The organism is Alteromonas ponticola, from assembly GCF_012911815.1.
GTDB classification, from domain to species: Bacteria; Pseudomonadota; Gammaproteobacteria; order Enterobacterales; family Alteromonadaceae; genus Alteromonas; species Alteromonas ponticola.
The window spans coordinates 86614-106706 of sequence record NZ_JAATNW010000005.1 but is presented as its reverse complement, the minus strand read 5'-3'; the positions used below and the strand labels follow the sequence as shown (position 1 = coordinate 106706).

Below are 20093 nucleotides of genomic sequence, written 5' to 3'. Positions count from 1 at the left end.
ATAGAGCGATTTCAGGAAATAGTGACCTGTTCCTCTAGATGACAAAATCCGTGTGAGTGCACGTAATTAAATTAAGCCGATTACCCTGACGATACAGCTTTACTAAATCAATTGTTATTATCGTCTCGCAACACTGGTGAATATTACGTTAATTTATTTGAACGCCATGCGTTGCGAGGCTAAGCTGAACAGGTTTTTATTTATCGGTCTAATCACCATTATACTGAGAAGTTTTTCAATTTCGAGCTTGATTTTTGATCAATCGAACACCATTTCGTAGCAAAATAAAACGCTTGTTTGAATTTTTGATTGAAATTTTCTGTGGTATTGTCAAAAATCTAGCCACCCTATAACCCACAATTTAATCAGTTGGTTAAATTGAGTATACATCCTGGCTCAGGCCAAAGGAGATGATAATGATATATGAAGGCAAGAGTCTGTCGGTTTCTGTTACAGACGACGGTTTTGCAGAATTAGTCTTCGATGCAGAAGGTTCTGTGAATAAATTCGATCGCCAAACCGTTCAGGAGCTGGATGACGCAGCCGCCAAAATGGCCTCGCATGGCGGTATCAAAGGGGTACTGGTGCGCAGTGCCAAACCGGTGTTTATCGTTGGTGCCGACATTACCGAATTTACCGAGTTATTCAGCAAAAGTGATGAAGAAATCCTCGCCTGGGTAGGCAAAACATCACAGGTATTCGACCACTTTGAAGACCTGCCCTTCCCTTCAATTGCCGCCATCAATGGTTTCGCTTTGGGCGGAGGTTGTGAAATGACACTGGCGTGTGATTTACGTGTTGCTGATACGAGCGCGCGCATCGGCTTACCCGAAGTTAAACTGGGCTTGATGCCTGGCTTCGGCGGCACCGTGCGTCTGCCGCGGATTATTGGTTCTGACAACGCGCTGGAGTGGATGACCACTGGTAAAGATCGCGACGGTCAAAAGGCCTTGGATGAAGGTGCAATTGATGCTGTGGTCGCGCCTGAAAAATTACGCGATGCTGCCATGGCGATGTTAAAAGATGCTGCTGACGGTAAAATTGACTGGCAGACACGCCGTAACGCCAAAACATCCGCGCTCAAGCTAAATAAAAATGAAGCCACCATGAGTTTTTCTACCGCGCAGGCCATGGTTGCAGCGCAGGCGGGTAAACATTATCCAGCTCCACATATGATGGTTGAGACGGTGAAAAATGCGTCCACGCAAGATCGTGCGGGTGCATTAAAACTGGAAAACGAAGGCTTTGTTAAACTGGCTAAAACTGATGCCGCGCAGGCTCAGATTGGTATTTTCCTGGCCGACCAGCTGGTTAAAAGCAAAGGTAAAAAACGCGCCAAAGCGGCTAAACAGGAAGTGAAAATGAATGCCGTACTGGGTGCCGGTATCATGGGCGGCGGTATTGCCTATCAAAGCGCTGCCAAGGGCATTCCTGTGGTGATGAAAGACATCAATCAGGGCGCGTTGGATTTGGGCTTGTCAGAAGCAGCCAAAATTCTCAACAAAGGCATGGAAAAAGGCAAAGTGACGCCGAAGAAAATGGCCGCCACACTTAATGCTATTACCCCTACCCTGGACTATTCTGCGATTAAAGACGCGGACATGGTGATTGAAGCGGTAGTGGAAAATGCCAAAGTGAAAGCGTCGGTGTTAAAAGAAACCGAGCAAGCGGTGAGTGACGACGCCATTATCTGCTCAAATACCTCAACCATTTCTATCAACCAGCTAGCCGAGAGTCTTAGGAAACCTGAGCGTTTTTGCGGCATGCACTTTTTTAATCCTGTGCACAGAATGCCGTTGGTTGAAATCATTCGCGGTAAAGATACCTCGGAAGACACCATCAATGCGGTTGTTGCCACCACCATGAAAATGGGCAAAACCCCCATCGTGGTCAACGACTGTCCTGGCTTCCTGGTTAACCGGGTACTGTTCCCGTATTTTGCTGGCTTCAGCAAATTAATGCTTGATGGGGCTGACTTTGTCGCCGTAGATAAAGTGATGGAAAAAGACTTTGGCTGGCCGATGGGCCCTGCCTATCTGCTCGATGTGGTAGGCATTGATACCGCTGACCATGCGGCGGGTGTCATGGCCGAAGGTATTCCAGAACGCATGCAAAAAATTGACAACGATCCGGTTGCTTTGCAGTATCGTGCTGAACGTCTGGGTCAAAAGAACCAGAAAGGGTTTTATAATTACGGTACTGACAATCGTGGCAAGCCTACCAAATTAGCTGCTGAAGAAGCCTATACGCTAATGGCCGATCATGTAGGTGAAAAACGTGATTTCAGTAAAGACGAAATCATTGCACGCCTAATGGTACCGATGGCTAACGAAGCGATCCGCTGTTTAGAAGAAGGCATTGTTGATAGTGCTGCCGAAGCCGATATGGCATTGCTATATGGTTTAGGCTTCCCTCCATTCCGTGGCGGTATTTTCCGTTGGATTGAAACCATTGGACTAGACAAGTTCGTTGAAATGGCAGACAAATATGCCGAATTGGGTCCAATCTACCAAGTAACTGACGGTGTCCGCGAAATGGCGGCCAACGGCAAATCGTACTTCGCATAAGCCTGGGAGAATGACAATGAAAGACGTAGTAGTGATTGATTGCATACGTACCCCTATGGGTCGCTCCAAAGGTGGCGTATTTCGCAATGTAAGAGCAGAGTCGTTATCGGCTCATTTGATGACGCAGTTGCTGGCCAGAAACCCTGGCTTAGACCCGGCTGAGATTGAAGATATTATCTGGGGCTGTGTTCAGCAAACCAAAGAACAGGGCTTCAATATTGCCCGTAATGCCCAGTTATTAACCGATATTCCCCGTACCACCAGCGCAGTGACTATTAACCGCTTGTGTGGCTCGTCCATGCAGGCGCTGCACGATGCCGCTAAAGGTATTATGACCGGCAACGGTGATATTTTCATGATTGGTGGTGTTGAGCATATGGGCCATGTGCCGATGACATTTAACGTGGACTTCCATCCCGCGCTGGCGAAACACACCGCAAAAGCGTCTGGCAATATGGGGATGACTGCGGAATTGCTCGGACGGCAGAACGGGATCAGCCGTGAGATGCAGGACGAATTTGGCGCTCGCTCACATCAACGTGCCCACCAGGCGCATTTGGATGGCCGCTGGGATAATGAGATTGTCGCCACCGAAGGTCATGACGCTGATGGCGTACTCAAGTTGATTACCAGTGACGAAGTGATTCGACCTGACAGCACGGTAGAAACCATGGCCTCACTGCGCCCGGTCTTCGATCCGGTTAACGGGACAGTTACGGCAGGCACCTCGTCAGCAATTTCTGATGGTGCATCGGCCATGTTGCTGATGTCAGCGGACAAAGCCAAAGCGTTAGGCCTTACTCCACGCGCGCGCATTCGTGCAATGGGTGTTGCCGGTTGTGATGCTGCTGTGATGGGTTATGGCCCGGTGCCAGCTACACAGAAAGCCCTCAAGCGCGCTGGCATGACCATGGACGATATTGAGATTGCCGAATTTAACGAAGCCTTTGCGGCGCAGGCCCTATCCTGCATCAAGCAATTAGGCTGGCTGGAAAAGTACGACGACCACGTTAACCTGAATGGCGGTGCCATCGCATTAGGCCATCCGCTCGGATGTTCTGGTGCGCGTATCAGCACTACCCTGCTTAATCTGATGGAGTCAAACGACAAGTCAGTGGGTCTAGCCACCATGTGTATTGGTCTGGGTCAGGGTATCGCGACCATTTTTGAGCGGGTTTAACCGTTTAGAAAAAAGGAGCCATATTGGCTCCTTTTTTATGCGCTGTTTTATTCCAGTTATTCTTTTCGGTATTAACCCCCAACATGCTGGGTCTTCAAAGATGATTCAAGGGTATCGCGGTGGCATATTTGATTTGTTCCATTGCAAAGCTCGACGTCACATCGTTTAGATCTATGCCATTCACCAGTCGCTTGTAGAAGTGATCAAAGCTGACCATGTCAGCTACCAGCACTTTCAGCAGATAGTCATATTCACCGGACATGCGATAGAACTCCACCACCTCTTCGAATCCTGAGGCGTGTTGGGCAAATTTATCCAGCCACTGCCCATCGTGTCGGGCCGCTTTAACCTGCACAAAAACCGTCATTGACAGCCCGAGTTTCTGCGCATTCAGTAGACCCACCCTTTTCTTAATGTAATCAGCAGCCTGTAAGCGTTGAATACGACGCCAGCAAGGGGTTTGGGAAAGACCGACTGCCTCAGCGATATCAGCCACAGAGCGTTCGGCATCATCCTGAATGAACGACAATATTTCTTTATCAATCCTATCAAGGGTAATATTTTTCATTTTAAAACATTTAAATAGATAAATAATTTATTTCATTGTAAATGCTCGTAGATTTTTAGCAACATATGCTATTCCACTGGTGCGATGATCAATACAAAGCAATTTCGGGAATAAACCATGTTTGATTTCGCACCAGCCACGTTTAGTAGCACAGAAGAAAACGGCCGTATTTTTAACGACATCACAGAAACCATTGGCAAGACGCCGCTAGTGCGCTTGAGCAAACTGCAAAAGCAACTTGATACCCAGGCGGATTTGTTGGCCAAAGTTGAGTTTTTCAATCCGGCAGGCTCAATTAAAGACCGCCCTGCGATGGCAATGATTAAGAACCTGATGGCGTCGTCGTACTTTTGTGACAAAACCGAAATTATCGAAGCCTCATCAGGTAATAATGGGGTCGCCTGCGCCTGGCTATGTGCCATTTACAACATCCCCATTACCATTGTGATCCCTGAGCATATGTCAATTGAACGCCAGAAACTGATTAAACATTTTGGTGGCAATGTGGTGACCACACCAAAAGCACAGGGAACCAAAGGTGCAATAGATAAAGCTAAAGAAATGGTAGCCGCCAACCCACATGCGGTGAGCCTTGACCAATTTGGCAATAGCACCAACCACCAGGCGCATAGCGAATCCACTGCACAGGAAATCTGGAAGGACAGTGCCGGTAGCGTGGATGTGTTGGTGTGCGGAGTCGGGACCGGTGGCACATTAACCGGGGTCGCAAGAAAATTGAAGACGTACAAGCCATCCGTCAAAATTGTCGCTGTTGAACCAGCTAGTTGCCCTATCTTAAGTGCCGGCCGGGCTGGCGTGCATAATATCCAGGGGTTAAGTTCGGGACATGTACCAGATATTCTTGATACCACATTGATCAGTCAGATTGTTACTGTTAGCGACGAAGATGCCATCGCTGCAGCGCAAAAGATTGCCCGTTTGGAAGGGTTGGCCGTTGGCATTTCTTCTGGCGCTACCTTGCATGCGGCGGCGCAACTGATAAAGCAAACTGAGTATGCGACAAAAACCATAGTGGTGATACTGGCAGACGGCGCTGAACGGTACTTTTCTACCCCACTTTTCCGTGATGACTAGTGCCTGACTGTCGCGTCGGCCCCGGCGAGATCAAGGCGCGACCTTGGTCTCCAGCCACCAGGGCGAGGCGAAGTTTATATTGGCAGGTTCAATTTCGAATGAATAGGGAGGTTCAAGTGCTTCCCAGAACACGGCGCGATAACGGTCGTCAAAAATTTTTAATTTACCTGTCTGTTGGTAATTTTTAAGCAATATTTCGTAAGCCCCCACCGGAAATTGCGGGTTATTCTGTTTGAAAATTACCGCACCGCCAAATTTTTCATACAACGCTTTATTGATTTGCCAGTGTCTGACCTGTGTTTCAGCAATCTCGTTTATTTTCTGTTTACTCGCTGCACTTTCGGCGTCATCAGCTTCTTTAAGGATCTGCTGCTCAAATTGCTCAATAAAAGCGCGCTTTAATTCTTTATCAGTGTTGATACTTTGGCGCTGAGCAAAGTCTTCCAACACTTCTTCAATTAGTGTTTCGGCGAACTTACTGTGCTGATACTGAATTAACGCCAATTCTTTGCTGGCGGAATTCATTCTGGCAATCTGACTTAAGGTTTTGCTGTCGGGCATTAACGCCGATTCGAACACAGGCTTACCAAAAAGTTCGGCAATGGGTTTTTCCTGCGCAGACACAGAAAAAGTACACAACCAAACGAATAGAACCAGTGCAGACAACCACTTATGAGTCATGCAAAACGTCTCCTGAAACGAAAATACACATCCATGTAGTACTAACTACGCTATGACCTGAAAATATCAGAAAAATTCAGACAAAGCGCAACCAATATCTACCATCATACGAAGGCATACTGCATTAGCAAGTGAATATTACTTAAGCGGAGATATTTGGAAGAAAAAGACTGAAAATGAGTTCGACGGAATAAAAAAAGCAGCGGTAAAAATACCACTGCCCTATAGAATTAAAGCGCGTTCACGTTTGCTGCTTGCAAACCTTTTTGACCGTTCTCTACTTCAAATTCTACGCGTTGACCTTCGTTCAACGTTTTATAACCTTCAGAAACGATAGCACGGAAGTGAACGAACACGTCCTTGTCACCGCTATCCTGCGTTAAAAAACCATACCCTTTGTCAGCGTTAAACCACTTAACTGTGCCTGTTACTTTAGACATAAAGACCTCAAATATCTTGCAAAAATTTGCGCACACGCGCACCAACTGCCTTCAATAAACGGTTATTTGGGTCTTACTTTATTGCGGTAAACAACTAACAACAAATCACTAGGTAACTTGAGTGGTTTTACATCAAGGCAGAGCTTCAATAATCACGTCTATTTAAAGACCACTTCACTATAACACTGCCTGAGAAAATTGGTACATATTTATAGATGAAAAATACAAAATATCACAAAAAATTCATTTTAGTTTTTGTTGTATAAGCAATAGGTTATACGCAACGGATGGTCAAACCACCTGCAGCCGACTGGCTCGCCAAACTTTGAACCAGCACGCCACAGCCACTCCTCCTGCAACGGCAGAAAAAATCCACGAACCGGCGTACATCGGCAACACGCCTGCCAATATTGTAAAACTGGCAGCCGAAGCGCTGAAACCAATAACGGTATTGGTTTTACGGTGCTCTGCGACAATATGCGCCTGGATGTTTTGCTGCTGCAACGGCAGACGTTTTAGTTGAATTAAGCCATCGTGAAGCAAATCTGGAATTTCAGGAAACTTCTCTGACCAATAGGGCAGGTTCGCTTTGACCTTGCTCATCATGGCACCGAAGCCAATTTGTTCTTTCATCCATTTTTCCAAGAATGGTTTAGCGGTTTGCCATAAATCCAGCTGGGGATAAAGCTGACGGCCCAGCCCTTCGATATAGAGCAAGGTTTTCTGTAGCAACACCAGTTGCGGCTGCACTACCATGTTGAAGCGCCTTGCCACATTGAAGAGTTGCAGCAGCACCTGACCGAATGAGATTTCTGCCAACGGCTTTTGAAATATAGGCTCACAGACGGTACGTATCGCCACTTCGAATGCGTCGATGTTAGTGTCACCCGGCACCCACCCCGAATCAACATGCAAAGTGGCCACTTTGCGGTAATCCCGATTAAAAAAGGCGATAAAGTTTTCTGCCAGGTAGCGCTTATCTTCTTCGTTCAGTGTGCCCACGATGCCAAAATCAATGGCAATGTATTTGGGTTCCTGGGGGTTTTCGGTGGAAACGAAAATATTGCCCGGGTGCATATCAGCATGAAAGAAACTGTCTCTGAACACCTGGGTAAAAAACACCTCTACGCCCGTTTCTGCCAGCCTTTTCAGATTGGTTTTTTGCGCCAGTAGAGCATCAATGTTGGAAATAGGAATGCCGTAAATGCGCTCCATCACCAGCACGTTGGTGCGGCACAAATCGCTGTATATGTGAGGAACGTAGAGTGCGTCAGAATCTTCGAAATTCCGCTTTAGCTGCAGGCCATTGGAAGCTTCACTTAGCAGATCCAATTCATCTATTACCGTTTTTTCGTATTCTCTGACCACTTCGACAGGTCGCAAACGACGCCCATCGGGCAGCCATTTTTGCAACACCTGAGCCAGCGTGAACAACAACTTCATATCAGCAAAAATAGTGTTACGTATATCAGGTCGAAGTACTTTGACCACTACGTCTTCATGGCTGTTGCGTAATTTTGCCGCGTGCACTTGCGCAATTGACGCTGACGCCAATGGGGTTTCATCGAACTCCGCGAATAGCTCCGACAGGGCGTTCAGCTTGAGCGAGGTCTTAATTATCTGTTGCGCTGTGTCGCTGGAAAAGGGCTTCACCTTATCTTGCAACATCGCCAGCTCATTGGCGATATCCGGTGGTAGCAGGTCTCGTCGCGTACTCAGCATTTGCCCGAACTTAACAAACACCGGGCCCAGCGACTGCAGAGCCAGCGTGATCCGCACGCCTGCTGGTTCGTGTTTGTGTTTGTTACGGATCCAGAAGATACATTTACGCATCACACGGGCATACCAGGGCTGCCACCGACCAGGAATCAACTCGTCCAGGCCATGTTGCAGAAGCACTTTATTAATTTGGTAAAGTCTGACTATTCGCATAATTCTTTAAGATATGTGTGACTCTAATTGCGCCAAACGCACTTCAAAGCGTTCTACATCGTTACGTAAATCGCTGACCTCGTCACAAAAATGCAGAACCGCCAGTTTGTGTGCAGCGAGTTCTTTTTCTTCCACTACCGCATTTGCCGCTATCCGTTGTCCTTTAGTGGCAAATTCAGTCAACGAGTCAAACAAGCGATGAGCGGTGGAAAATGCCTGATGAGCGAACACATCGCCGGTGTATTTCGCCAGTTGCTCTTCCCAGTCAATGTCTAATTCTTTAAATAGCGCGCTCGCTTGCTGGGCAACATTGATATCGCCTTCCAGATACAATTTTTTCTGTTGGATAAGCCGCGTCAGCTGACTGGTTTCTTTGAGTTCTGGCAGCACCGCCAGTTGGGTTTTAATGCAACAATGCTGCGCTGCAAGATTTTGCTCCAACGCTTCAAACGCATCGTTTTCAATGCTCACTTCGACTTTATCAGCAAAGTGCAGCGTGATCCCATTGGGAACACCCTCTATAAACACACTCAGGCACGCATGATTCAGTTTTTCCAGCCGCTGCTGGCTGTCAGGATCGAACGACAATACCTGATTAATCAGGGTTTCAATTGCGCCACTGAGAAGAGCCATGGCAGGCATTTAAAATTTGTACCCGCGGTGCAATGCAACAATACCACTGGTCAAGTTCTGATAATCACAATTTTCAAAACCCGCTTTTTCGAACATCTCTTTGAGAGTCTCCTGATCTGGGTGCATGCGGATACTTTCAGCTAAATATTGGTAGCTTTCGCTGTCATTGGCAACCAGCTCGCCCATTTTAGGCAGCACGTGAAACGAGTACCAATCGTAAATTTTGCTGACAGGCTCAAGGGTAGGCTTAGAAAACTCAAGTACCAACAGGCGACCGCCCGGCTTTAGTACGCGGAAAATTGAATTGAGCGCATTTTGCTTTTCAGTCACATTACGCAAACCAAATGCCATAGTAACCAAATCAAACGTATTGTCGGCAAAAGGCAGCGCTTCGGCATCAGCCTGCACGTATTCGAGATTCTGTATCAACCCCTGATCGCGCAGTTTGTCGCGACCTACCTTAAGCATCGACAGGTTGATGTCGGCCAGGGTTACTGAGCCTGTGGGCCCTACCCGGCGCGAGAACTTTGCCGCCAGATCGCCAGTGCCACCAGCCAGATCCAGCACATGCTGGCCTTTTCGCACTGCCGCACAGTCAACCGTATAGCGTTTCCACAAACGATGCACACCCATCGACATCACATCATTCATTACATCATATTTGGCCGCAACGGAATCAAATACCCCTGCCACCATCGACGCTTTGGAAGATTTATCTACCTGTTTATAGCCGAAATCGGTGGTTGTTTGCTGCCCTTGCGCAGGAAGCGTTTTATCTACTGATTGATGGTCGCTCATACTCGCCTGTCAAACTGAGTTTGCAATTTCAGTGAAGTGTAACCAATTCATTCTAATGAAGACAGTTATTTGCCAACTTTCGCACGTAACTTGGCACCTGATATCACAAATTACGTTTTAACTCGTTTGTGTGGTTGCACTGTTATACTTCGATCGCCTGATTTGTTCCCCAGCTCATCGCCAGCACACGACTGATCTGTTGTAGGGGCCGATTACTCTGTTCGTGCCAGAACAAAAAGGCTTCATCCATGGCTTCTAAACTGCGGTTGGAATAGCTACCGCCACTGATAATATCGTGTTTGCGCAGGTAATCTTCCACATCCCTGGACAGTAAAAAGGTATCCACTCCCACTGTACGCAGCATGTAAGGCCCGGTATTGCCGCCCAACCTGGCACCGTGCCGCTTGAGCTTTCGCCACAGCTGAGTAATATTGCCTGCACCGAACTGGTTCACAAAGGCGGCAAAACTACCATGCTGATGACTAATATCTTTTATCATCAACGCGTTGTCGCGCACGGTCATCACTTTTTTGTAATTCCTGATGATGCGTTTATCTGCCGCCTTTTGTTCGAACATTTCGTCAGGCATCAATAGCACTTTTTCAATATCAAAATCGAAAAACACCTCTTCAAAATCTGACCACTTCTGCTCGACGACCCGCCACACAAAACCAGACTGGAACACCTTTTTAGTCATTTCCGCCAAAAACCGATCGTCACTGATATCAGCAATGGCGGTTTTAGGGAACGGATTGCCCAAGTTTGCCTCCAGCGCCTGTTCAGAGCCTTTGCGTTCACAGGCGCGTTGATAGATTGCCGAAAACGACTCAGGCATTACTTACAATACCGTTATGTTTTAACAAGGCATCGACTTTGGGCTCACGCCCTCTGAAAGCGACGAACAGGTCCATCGGTTCACGACTGCCGCCCATTTCAAGAATATTGTGTAAGAACGACCGGCCGGTAGTGCGATTGAAAATACCTTCTTCTTCGAACTTGCTATAGGCATCTGCTGACAGCACCTCGGCCCATTTGTAACTGTAATAGCCTGCGGCATAACCACCCGCAAAAATATGACCAAAGCTATGCTGGAAACGGTTGAAGCTGGGTGGAATATTTACTGCCACTTCGTCTCTTACCTCGTCCAGTATTTTTTGCACATCAACACTGGCACCATCCTGACTATGCAGAATGAAATCAAATAGACTGAATTCAAGTTGACGCACCATCAACATGGCTGACTGAAAATCTCGCGCCGCCAACATACGCTCAAGCAAGTCTTCAGGCAGCGGTTCGCCGGTTTCCCAATGACCGGAAATAAAGTTCAGTGCTTCTTTTTCCCAACACCAGTTTTCTAAAAACTGACTGGGTAATTCCACCGCATCCCACGGCACTCCGTTAATCCCCGACACGCCAGCCACGGACATTTTAGTCGACATATGATGAATGCCATGACCGAACTCATGGAAAAGTGTGACCACTTCGTCATGGGTGAACAAAGCTGGTTTATTGCCCACGGGACGATTAAAGTTACAGGTGAGAAACGCCACCGGCTGCTGTAATTCACCGTCAGGTTTTGTGCGGCGTACCCGACATTCGTCCATCCATGCGCCGCCGCGCTTTTTCGCTCTGGCGTAGAGATCCAGAAAGAAACTGCCGCGATGCACATCATCTTCATCGGTCAGGGTGAAATAACGCACGTCTTTATGCCAGGTATCGACCCCTTTTTGTTCTTTGATAGTGATACCGTAGAGGCGCTTGACCACCTCGAACAAGCCTCCGAGCACTTTTTCTTCAGGAAAATAAGGACGCAGCATTTCATCTGAAATAGTGTAGCGCTGCTGTTTGAGCTTTTCGCTGTAATACGGGATATCCCAGGCGTTAAGCTTATCGATGCCGTGTTCATCTTTGGCAAACTGTCTGACTTCTTCCAGCTCTTTCTTGGCTTGCGGCAGCGAACGTGCGGCCAAATCATGTAAAAATTCTAGAACCTGATCAGTCGATGAGGCCATTTTGGTGGCCAGCGAACGTTCCGCAAAGGTGTCAAAATCCAATAGTCGGGCCAGCTCAGTGCGCAACTTTAGGGTTTCCTGGATTACCTCTGAATTATCCCATTTGCCGGCGTTCGGCCCTTGTTCTGATGCACGTGTGGCATAGGCTACGTACATTTCCTCGCGCAAGGCCTGGTTATCGGCGTATAGCATCACGGGTAAGTAGGAGGGAATGTCCAGGGTAAACAACCAGCCTGCAAGATCCTTTTCCTTGGCCGCTTCTGCCGCCGCATCCAACGCCGAATCGGGCAGCCCGCTAAGCTCATCTTTATCCGTAACGTGTTTGGTCCAGCCCATGGTGGCGTCCATCACGTTGTTGCTAAACGTTGACGCCAGTTCGCTTAAACGGGCCTGAATTTCGGCAAAGCGGGTTTTCTTCTCGGCAGGCAAGGCCACGCCGGATAAGGTAAAGTCTCGAATGGTGTTGTTGATGTGTTTCTGGCTTTGTTCATCAAGGCTGACAAACTCGTCACTGTCTCTGAGTGCACAGTACGCCTGATACAAGCCTTCATGCTGACCCACCCAAGTGGAGTATTCCGACAATAATGGCAGACAGGCATCATGGGCTTGTCGTAGGTCGTCCGAACTGACCACTGAATTCATGTGACTGACCGGTGACCAGACCTTACTGAGCGTGTCATCCGCCTCGTCGATGTAGGTCACCACGTTAGCAAAGGTGTACTCCTTCGACGCGACTACCTCTTCAATCACTTTTTTACAATTTGCGATGGCGCGCGCTACGGCGGGTTTGATGTCATCGGTTTTGATCTGCGAAAACAAAGGTAAACCATCCACCTTCTCAAGTGCTGAAACAGTCATCTTTCACTCATTCGTTATATTGATTTGCATACTGATGTAAGGGTAGTTGAAAACAAAAACAACACTATGAATGTAATTTAATTCTCTGATCTGCAGACTTTGGCAACAGCGTAACAACCCTGTAGGATGTCGGAATAACCAATCAGGCGTAGTGAAAAACCATGAAAGAATTTGATTACATTTGTATCGGCGGTGGCAGCGGTGGTATTGCTTCGGCCAACCGGGCAGCTAAGCACGGCAAGAACGTAGCGTTGATCGAAGGCGGCCCTATTGGTGGCACCTGCGTCAACGTGGGCTGTGTACCTAAAAAAGCCATGTGGCATGGCGCACAGGTGGCTGAAATGCTGTCTCACTATGCACCGGATTACGGCTTTGATCTCACAGTGAACAAATTCAGCTGGCCGACCCTGGTGGCTAATCGTGAAGCCTACATCGACCGTGTACATTCGTCTTACGACAGAGTATTGGGCAACAATGGGATTACCCGAATTGAGGGCCACGCCAGATTTGTCGACGACCACACTATTGAAGTGAACGGTGAAAGATACACCAGTAAACATATCAATATTGCCGTAGGTGGTTACCCCAGCTGGCCTGACATCGAAGGTGCGGAGCATGGCATTGACTCTGACGGTTTCTTTGAACTGAGCCAACAACCAAAAAGTGTGGCGGTGGTTGGCGCAGGTTATATCGCCGTGGAACTTGCCGGCATGTTGCATGCGCTGGGTAGCGAGACCCACTTGCTCATTCGCCATCATGCGCCGCTGCGTCATTTCGATTCGATTATCCACTCAAAGTTAGTCGAATTCATTAACGAAGACGGGCCTACCCTGCACGATCACACCAATGTGGAAAAGGTGGAAAAACTAAGCAGCGGAGAGTTAAAGCTGACGTTAAAAGACGGCAGTACGCTTAAAGTGGAAAAACTAATCTGGGCCATTGGGCGCACGCCGAATACGGAAAAATTAGGTCTGGAAAATACCGGTATCAAAGTGAATGATAAAGGCTACATTGAAGTGGATAAATACCAGACCACGTCAGTGGATGGAGTCTACGCGGTTGGCGATGTCACCGGCCAGGCCGAATTGACCCCGGTTGCGATTAAAGCCGGCCGGTTGCTGAGTGAACGCTTATTTAACCATCAGACCGATGCGCATATGGACTACGGGCAAATTCCCACCGTGGTGTTTAGTCACCCGCCCATAGGTACTGTGGGCCTTTCCGAAGAAGAAGCGAAAGAAAAGTTCGGCGACGACAATATTAAAGTATACACCTCCACTTTCGCGGCCATGTTCTCCGCCCTCACCCGCAACCGACAAAGTACGCACATGAAGCTGGTGTGTGCAGGTAAAGAGGAAAAAGTGGTGGGCTTACACGGCATTGGTTTTGGCATGGACGAAATCTTACAAGGCTTTGCTGTCGCAATGAAAATGGGCGCTACCAAAGCTGACTTCGACTCTTGTGTGGCCATTCATCCCACCAGCGCGGAAGAGCTGGTGACGATGACGGGTTAGGTGGATTGCTAGCCACCCTCACTGGGAAAAAATAATCAGGGGCGATAGCCCCTGAATTATCTCAGATGCTCGCAATTTTTTGTGTAATTTATTTTCACAGCATAACAGACGGTTGAGCACTCAAGATAAACTACCTAGGTAGTAATTGATACTTAAAGGTCCACTTATATTCTCTACTGAATCAGTTAGTTTTACACTGTATTAGAGGAGAGGCGTCGTTATAGTCACGTACCCGAAATTTAAAGTATTTGCTTTGCTCGACACTCTCATCGGTGGCAAACATAGCTACAACTGGACAGGTTTGGTTAGCATTTCGTAGAGAATCCTGTTGCTCACCTTTTTTTAGAGCCAATTGTTGGTCGTTCACCGCAGGGAAACTGCCGTCACCTTTCATGTAAGCATCAGCTAATTTTATCGCATCATCCATGCAAATTAGTTTATGACTAAATGTTGCTGGATTTTTCATTTCAATCTGAAGGTCCAGCATACTTGAACGTTCGCCGTATGGACCAAAAAGCAGGAAAGAAAGTGGCTCTAATTTAACGGATTTAAATTCATTTTTTTGCTTTTGTTCAAGCTTCGAAAAGAGGGTTGTCTTCTCGATTTGTCCTAATTCAGAGTGAACTCTTCCTGTGCAAAAATCCACCGAGGCACTAAAACCTTCAGAAAGCGTTTGGGTAAACCTTTCCTCGCCTACCGAGGCGATTTTTTCACTAGCGAGTGCTTCAGCATCATTTCCTATCAAAGCCCCTGCGCCAGACAGTATCGATGCCCATGGCCCCTCTTTTTCAACCTCTATATTGTCAATATTGTTGAAGTTTACTTTTGGCTTTCCATCGGGCTGAAACCATATTGCGAGTTTTTTCTCCGCGGGTGTGTAGGCGGCGGAAAGCGCACCTGTCAACTCAACGTCAACAGCGAAGCGTGCGTAATCGTGAACATTGAAACCGGCCCCCAGTTTATGTTTTTCTCTGTCTATCCAGCGCCACCCTTTTACGCCCAAATGCATGGTAGAAACATTGTGCTGTTTTTGATGCTCTCTCACTTTGCATGAATGAATCCAAAGGGTGCCAGTATAGTGGGATTCGCCATTAACTTTCTGACCACGTAATCCACGGAAACGATCCTGTAGCCGCTCGCATATTTTTGCAGCAGCGATATCTGTGAGGGCAGCTGATAAATTGTCAGGTTGAGCAAAGGCCGAAGAGCTAGCCAGCCCAAATAAAATCATGGTCACGAATCGGAATAGCGATTTCATTAAATCACCCTGAAGAAGTCGTAAATAAGGAACGTGTATGGAACTAGCGTGTACCGAACTTTGTATCGTTACACAGCGTTATGTTGATACGGGTAGTGACGATAATCGACCAACTCAATTTTGTCGGACCCATCTTTTCACCCCAGTGGAGTGATTACACATTTACCTGCATTTTTTGAGGACCCTTTCAAACTGCCCTAAAAAATACGAAATATCGAATTGCCTGAGAATATCTTTCGCGAGCCTGAACCGACGAAATTACAAAATAAGGGGTTGAGAATGCGAGTTAAACGAGTGCTGGAGCGTTTTTTGAGGCGGGTTTCAGAAAACTTACAGGGCTGAAGAGACTATTCATTATCGTGGATAGCGAATGTCTCATTTAAATATAGTTTAGGGATAGTACCTAAGTCACATTATAACGCTCGTCCAAAACTAGCCCACTAAGTGACGTAAAGAATAGAGATCCCTGGTTTGACTGGTTTTTTTCCTAACTTCTTCTAATGCCTGCTTTTCATTTAATTCGAACAGTGCGTTGATTAGACGGTTAAAGTGGGAATGCATGGCCGCACGGGCTGCCTGTGCATCTTTCTTTTTTAATGCATTGAAGATAGCTTTGTGCTCATTAAGACGATCCTTATCTGACTGTGAGCATACATTGGCATACGCATTTTGAATTTGGGGAAGTGTATCCCTCAGTGTCCAAAATTTCTTTACCGCTAATAAAATCGCGTTATTGCGCGTGGCTTTAGAGATAATCAAATGAAATTCTCTATCTGCTTTCTCTGCGCCAATTCCGGATTCCATTACCTCCAAAGTATGCTTCAACGAATTTAGTTCTTCGTCTGAAATAGATAACGCGGCCAGGGCTGCAGCTTCACCCTCGACAAGCGCCCGCGCTTGCGTGAGTTCAAATGCACTAATTTCCCTACCTTCTTCTTCGACCTGGTCAACTTTGGGCTCAAGAACGTAGACCCCTGAACTGGTTTTAACCTCAACTAACCCCATTACTTCCAACGCAATGATGGCTTCACGAATTGTGGGCCGACTGACTTGGAACGTGTCTGCAAGTTCGCGTTCGGGTGGCAAGCGGCTTCCAGGAGAATATGCACCCGACTTGATCAGCGATTCAATCTTTTCCGCTATTTGCCAGAACATACGACGGCTTTTCATATCTGTATCCTTAATTCGGTAAAGATTGTATTGAGCGAATTTCAGACAGGCTGATGTTAAGCCCACCCATACTTACCAATATACCTCACATTGGTCATAATTGAAAAGCAATTTGGTCAGCAGGGAACAGCTATATTAGTAAAAATCGCATCGTGTAGCGCGCCAGCGGCACGCTACACATGAGATTTAGTATCAATATTGATAGGTAACACCAAATGTAATTCGTCTATCAGTTAACCCCTGGAAACAAAGCAACGCCCCTTCATTGACACAATATTGGTTAACATCTGATTTAGTGATATTAACGCCTTCTATGCCGAAACTTAGATGCTCGTTGACATCGTAGCTAACACTGGCATTCAGCTGGCCTCTGTCATCCTGTACTACCGGAAAACCCCATGGATAGCTGCTGGTACTGCCGAAATCTTCTGAACGATATGCTTCGCGCCAGGTGTATCTGGCTCTAGCCGATAGACCGTATTTTTCGTAATACAGGGTAAAGTTATAAGCATTTTCAGACAAATCTAATAACCCCTGAACTGCAGACACTTCAATACCTTCTATACCCGTTGTTCTGGCAAACACCTGATTGGCGCGACTGGTCGCCGTATTTGTCGCCTCTCCTCCTGAGAACTCCTGTTTAGTGTAGTTTGCAATGATACCGAATCCTGATGCCCATCCCAATTCATCTTCAAATACTGACAAATCATATTGGAAGGCTAACTCAAGGCCTTTCTGAGTGGTTTCTGCAGTATCGTTGATCACCGTTTGCGTGGGTACACAGACGCCGACCCCTCCATCCGGACCAAACACATTCACATCAGCAATAGGGTTAAAAATCCCGCCTTGTTCACACGGTGCGGTGGTATCACGATATCCTGTCTGGGGATCTTCGAAGGGTGATACTTCCTGAGCAACAAACAAGTTTTCACGCGTTTTATGAAAAATTCCTGCACTCACAATACTTGCTGGTGCGAAATACCATTCAACTGAAAGATCAAAAGATGTCACTTTTTCTGGTTTAAGAGCTGGGTTGCCTATGGCCACTGGTGGATTAGGACTGGTACTAAACGTTACCGATGTGGAAAGATCTGAGAAGTCCGGGCGTCTGATATCTTTTGACCAACCAGTGCGTACGATGACATCATCGGCTACTTCAGCCACCAGATTGAGTCGGGGTAAAAGAAAATCATAACTTCCTGTTGTTACAACCTGTTCTACTCGTTCATTCCCCTCGGCATCCTGCGTGACAGAATTACCCACTGAATTAACTTCTGTATCAATGTAGCGGAACCCGGCGTTACCACGGATCATTTCCCACTCAAAGTTGGCCTGAGCATAAAGTGCATCCGTTTTTTCTTCTATATCAAAGAAACCACTTACACTGGATGTGGGATCATCAATAGGACTGGTACCGCCATGTGCAACTATTGCCGCATTGAGTGTATCTAATACCCCTTGAGGATCTGATGACGCAATCTCAGGGTTGATAAGCAAAAAATCCTGCACATATAATGCGCGACCATCAGCATCATTGAAATTATCGGGACCCGCGGTTAACAAGTCTGCAAATAAATCCCCGCTAGGACTATCAACCATACTTCTTAAGCCCACATTAGAGCGTATCTGGTCGCGCAAACTGGTGGTTTTATTATAGCGATAACCGAAATCAACAGAGTTGATCAGCCCCCAATAGAGGTCGTAACTGAAATCCAGCCTTAATGCGTCTTCCTGATTCTCGGCGCGGTCCTGGCCAATGTTTACGTCGCGCAGTACAACATTTGCGGGATCTAGCAAGTCACTTCGCGAAGGGGCAAACGGGGAATCAAATGCAATCCCATAGGCAAGTGAACCGCCTGATAAGTCGTACGCCAGTGGGACCGCATTATCGTTATCGCCATCTGCGTCAAGCGGAGCATTTGGGTTGATAAAATTAAGCGTAGTATTAAAACTTGGCGTGGTTGAATCAGAGGTCGAACGAGAGACTTCAACGACTGTCAAAAGCTTATCACCCTGCCATTCGCCGCCTAATCGAAATACCTCACTTTTAGTGATGCGGGAATTTGTATCGCTGGACAAGCGCAGATTGGGATCGTCATCATCCTCTGCGAGGTTAACCGGAATCACACCCGTTAATGCAGCTTGAATACTGCCCAACTCAACGCCATCTAATTGCCCGAAGTTAACTGTTTCAAACTGGCTAGGAGTCGCTACTCCATTGAGCGCACTGACCCCAGAAGCCTGTACCCGGGAACTTTCCTGGCGGCGATCCTGGTCATTGATTACGGCGTCAAAATATACGCGCGTATTACTGGTGGGTGCCCATTCAAGCGTACCGGCAAGATTAACGGTTTCATATTCGTAGTTATCGTAATCCTGGTTCAGGAATTGAATAGGTAAAAAATCGAATGATTGGGCACTGGCTACACCACTATCAGACGCGATAATGTTATCGCGGTCAGCACGAGGTCGGAATGCCGTTACATCCTGTTCGCTGTAACTCGCGCTCACCACCACACCAAATTCGCCTAAATCAGAATCCCACGCATCACCAAATGCGGCGGACAATCTTGGCTGCACCCCATCCGTCGATAAACTGCTGTCTTCTCCCTGAAGCTGGAATGAAGCTAACGTATCGTTAAGCTGTAACGGGCGTATAGTTCGCAGATTGATCGTGGCACCAACAGATCCTTCTATTGTTTTAGCTTCTGGTGATTTAATAACTTCTACGGCAGAGATGATTGCTGCTGAAACATCTTCAAAATCAATCCCTCCCCGACCTGCACCAGAACTTACCGTGGACACACCGTTAATTTCGGTTCGGTTTGCGTTAGTCCCTCTTATCTGAACCCCGGTGCCAACACCAGCTTCACGGGTAATCTGAATACCGGTGACATTCTCTAATACTTCGGCCAGGTTCTGATCAGGTAACTTACCAATATCCACTGCCTGAATAACTTCAACCAGATTATCCGAAGCACGCTTCTCGGACAACGCACTGGTAAGCGAGCTACGAATTCCACTAACTTCAATTACTTCTACATCTTGCTCTGTAGAAGCCGTTTCTTCTGCACTTTGCGCAATGGCGTAAGTAGAAAAGTTAAACGTGGTAGCGGATAGGAGACCAAGCGTGATTTTAGAAAGATGGTGTTTCATACATTATTCCCACTGTTGGATTAACTTTCCGCTAACAACTTAACCTGCTGGCAACTGCGGAATTTACAATTATTTTACCTAATAGTTACAACAAAAAATTAAAAGATCAAGCTTTTGGTAATAATTTTTGGATTTACCAACAGTGTACCCAACCTTACCAATGACCTTACCAAACAGTCTAAACACTTTAGTTAATAACATTATAATCATATATTTCAGTTACTTAAACAA

15 protein-coding genes are annotated in these 20093 nt (G+C 46.9%); 4 read left to right on the top strand and 11 right to left on the bottom strand.

What is annotated here, in order from left to right:
* Positions 1-416: 416 nt before the first annotated feature.
* Together fadB and fadA are read left to right on the top strand one after the other, a co-directional pair.
* Positions 417-2567, top strand: a complete 2151-nt coding sequence (gene fadB / locus HCJ96_RS09720; protein WP_169210862.1) for a fatty acid oxidation complex subunit alpha FadB — start codon at positions 417-419, stop codon at positions 2565-2567.
* 16 nt (positions 2568-2583) lie between these two features.
* Entirely contained in the window at positions 2584-3747 is a 1164-nt protein-coding gene (gene fadA, locus HCJ96_RS09715) for an acetyl-CoA C-acyltransferase FadA (RefSeq protein WP_169210861.1), read from the top strand.
* A 94-nt stretch (positions 3748-3841) separates the two neighbouring features.
* Here fadA and HCJ96_RS09710 read toward each other — a convergent pair whose 3' ends face one another.
* Positions 3842-4315, bottom strand: coding sequence for an Lrp/AsnC family transcriptional regulator (locus HCJ96_RS09710; protein WP_169210860.1), 474 nt, complete (start codon positions 4313-4315; stop codon positions 3842-3844).
* A 117-nt stretch (positions 4316-4432) separates the two neighbouring features.
* Between HCJ96_RS09710 and cysK the strand changes: the two genes are divergently transcribed.
* Positions 4433-5410, top strand: coding sequence for a cysteine synthase A (cysK, locus tag HCJ96_RS09705; RefSeq protein WP_169210859.1), 978 nt, complete (start codon positions 4433-4435; stop codon positions 5408-5410).
* Between the two features lie 30 nt (positions 5411-5440).
* Here the strand turns inward: cysK and HCJ96_RS09700 are convergent, their stop codons facing one another.
* The 7 genes from HCJ96_RS09700 to prlC all read right to left on the bottom strand — a co-directional run bounded on the left by HCJ96_RS09700 (position 5441) and on the right by prlC (position 12764).
* Complete coding sequence (locus tag HCJ96_RS09700) at positions 5441-6091, bottom strand: hypothetical protein (protein ID WP_169210858.1); 651 nt, start codon at positions 6089-6091, stop codon at positions 5441-5443.
* Positions 6092-6321: 230 nt separating this feature from the next.
* Positions 6322-6531, bottom strand: coding sequence for a transcription antiterminator/RNA stability regulator CspE (cspE, locus tag HCJ96_RS09695; protein WP_169210857.1), 210 nt, complete (start codon positions 6529-6531; stop codon positions 6322-6324).
* 291 nt (positions 6532-6822) lie between these two features.
* Positions 6823-8463 (bottom strand): ubiquinone biosynthesis regulatory protein kinase UbiB, encoded by a 1641-nt coding sequence (gene ubiB / locus HCJ96_RS09690; protein ID WP_169210856.1) that lies wholly within the window; start codon positions 8461-8463, stop codon positions 6823-6825.
* Between the two features lie 6 nt (positions 8464-8469).
* The gene (locus HCJ96_RS09685; RefSeq protein WP_169210855.1) at positions 8470-9105 is read right to left on the bottom strand and encodes a ubiquinone biosynthesis accessory factor UbiJ; all 636 of its coding nucleotides are present in this window, start codon (positions 9103-9105) and stop codon (positions 8470-8472) included.
* Positions 9106-9894, bottom strand: coding sequence for a bifunctional demethylmenaquinone methyltransferase/2-methoxy-6-polyprenyl-1,4-benzoquinol methylase UbiE (ubiE, locus tag HCJ96_RS09680; protein WP_169210854.1), 789 nt, complete (start codon positions 9892-9894; stop codon positions 9106-9108).
* Between the two features lie 142 nt (positions 9895-10036).
* Complete coding sequence (locus HCJ96_RS09675; protein WP_169210853.1) at positions 10037-10729, bottom strand: DNA-3-methyladenine glycosylase I; 693 nt, start codon at positions 10727-10729, stop codon at positions 10037-10039.
* A complete protein-coding gene (gene prlC / locus HCJ96_RS09670) occupies positions 10722-12764 on the bottom strand; it encodes an oligopeptidase A (protein ID WP_169210852.1) in 2043 nt (680 codons plus the stop codon). The genes HCJ96_RS09675 and prlC overlap by 8 nt, the downstream gene beginning before the upstream one ends.
* Before the next feature lie 161 nt (positions 12765-12925).
* Between prlC and gorA the strand changes: the two genes are divergently transcribed.
* Entirely contained in the window at positions 12926-14278 is a 1353-nt protein-coding gene (gene gorA / locus HCJ96_RS09665) for a glutathione-disulfide reductase (protein WP_169210851.1), read from the top strand.
* A 181-nt stretch (positions 14279-14459) separates the two neighbouring features.
* Here the strand turns inward: gorA and HCJ96_RS09660 are convergent, their stop codons facing one another.
* The 3 genes from HCJ96_RS09660 to HCJ96_RS09650 form a co-directional block, all read right to left on the bottom strand.
* The gene (locus tag HCJ96_RS09660; RefSeq protein ID WP_169210850.1) at positions 14460-15515 is read right to left on the bottom strand and encodes a hypothetical protein; all 1056 of its coding nucleotides are present in this window, start codon (positions 15513-15515) and stop codon (positions 14460-14462) included.
* Positions 15516-15968: 453 nt separating this feature from the next.
* A complete protein-coding gene (locus tag HCJ96_RS09655) occupies positions 15969-16706 on the bottom strand; it encodes a FadR/GntR family transcriptional regulator (protein ID WP_169210849.1) in 738 nt (245 codons plus the stop codon).
* Positions 16707-16898: 192 nt separating this feature from the next.
* Positions 16899-19862 (bottom strand): TonB-dependent receptor, encoded by a 2964-nt coding sequence (locus tag HCJ96_RS09650; protein WP_169210848.1) that lies wholly within the window; start codon positions 19860-19862, stop codon positions 16899-16901.
* Positions 19863-20093 lie beyond the last annotated feature (231 nt).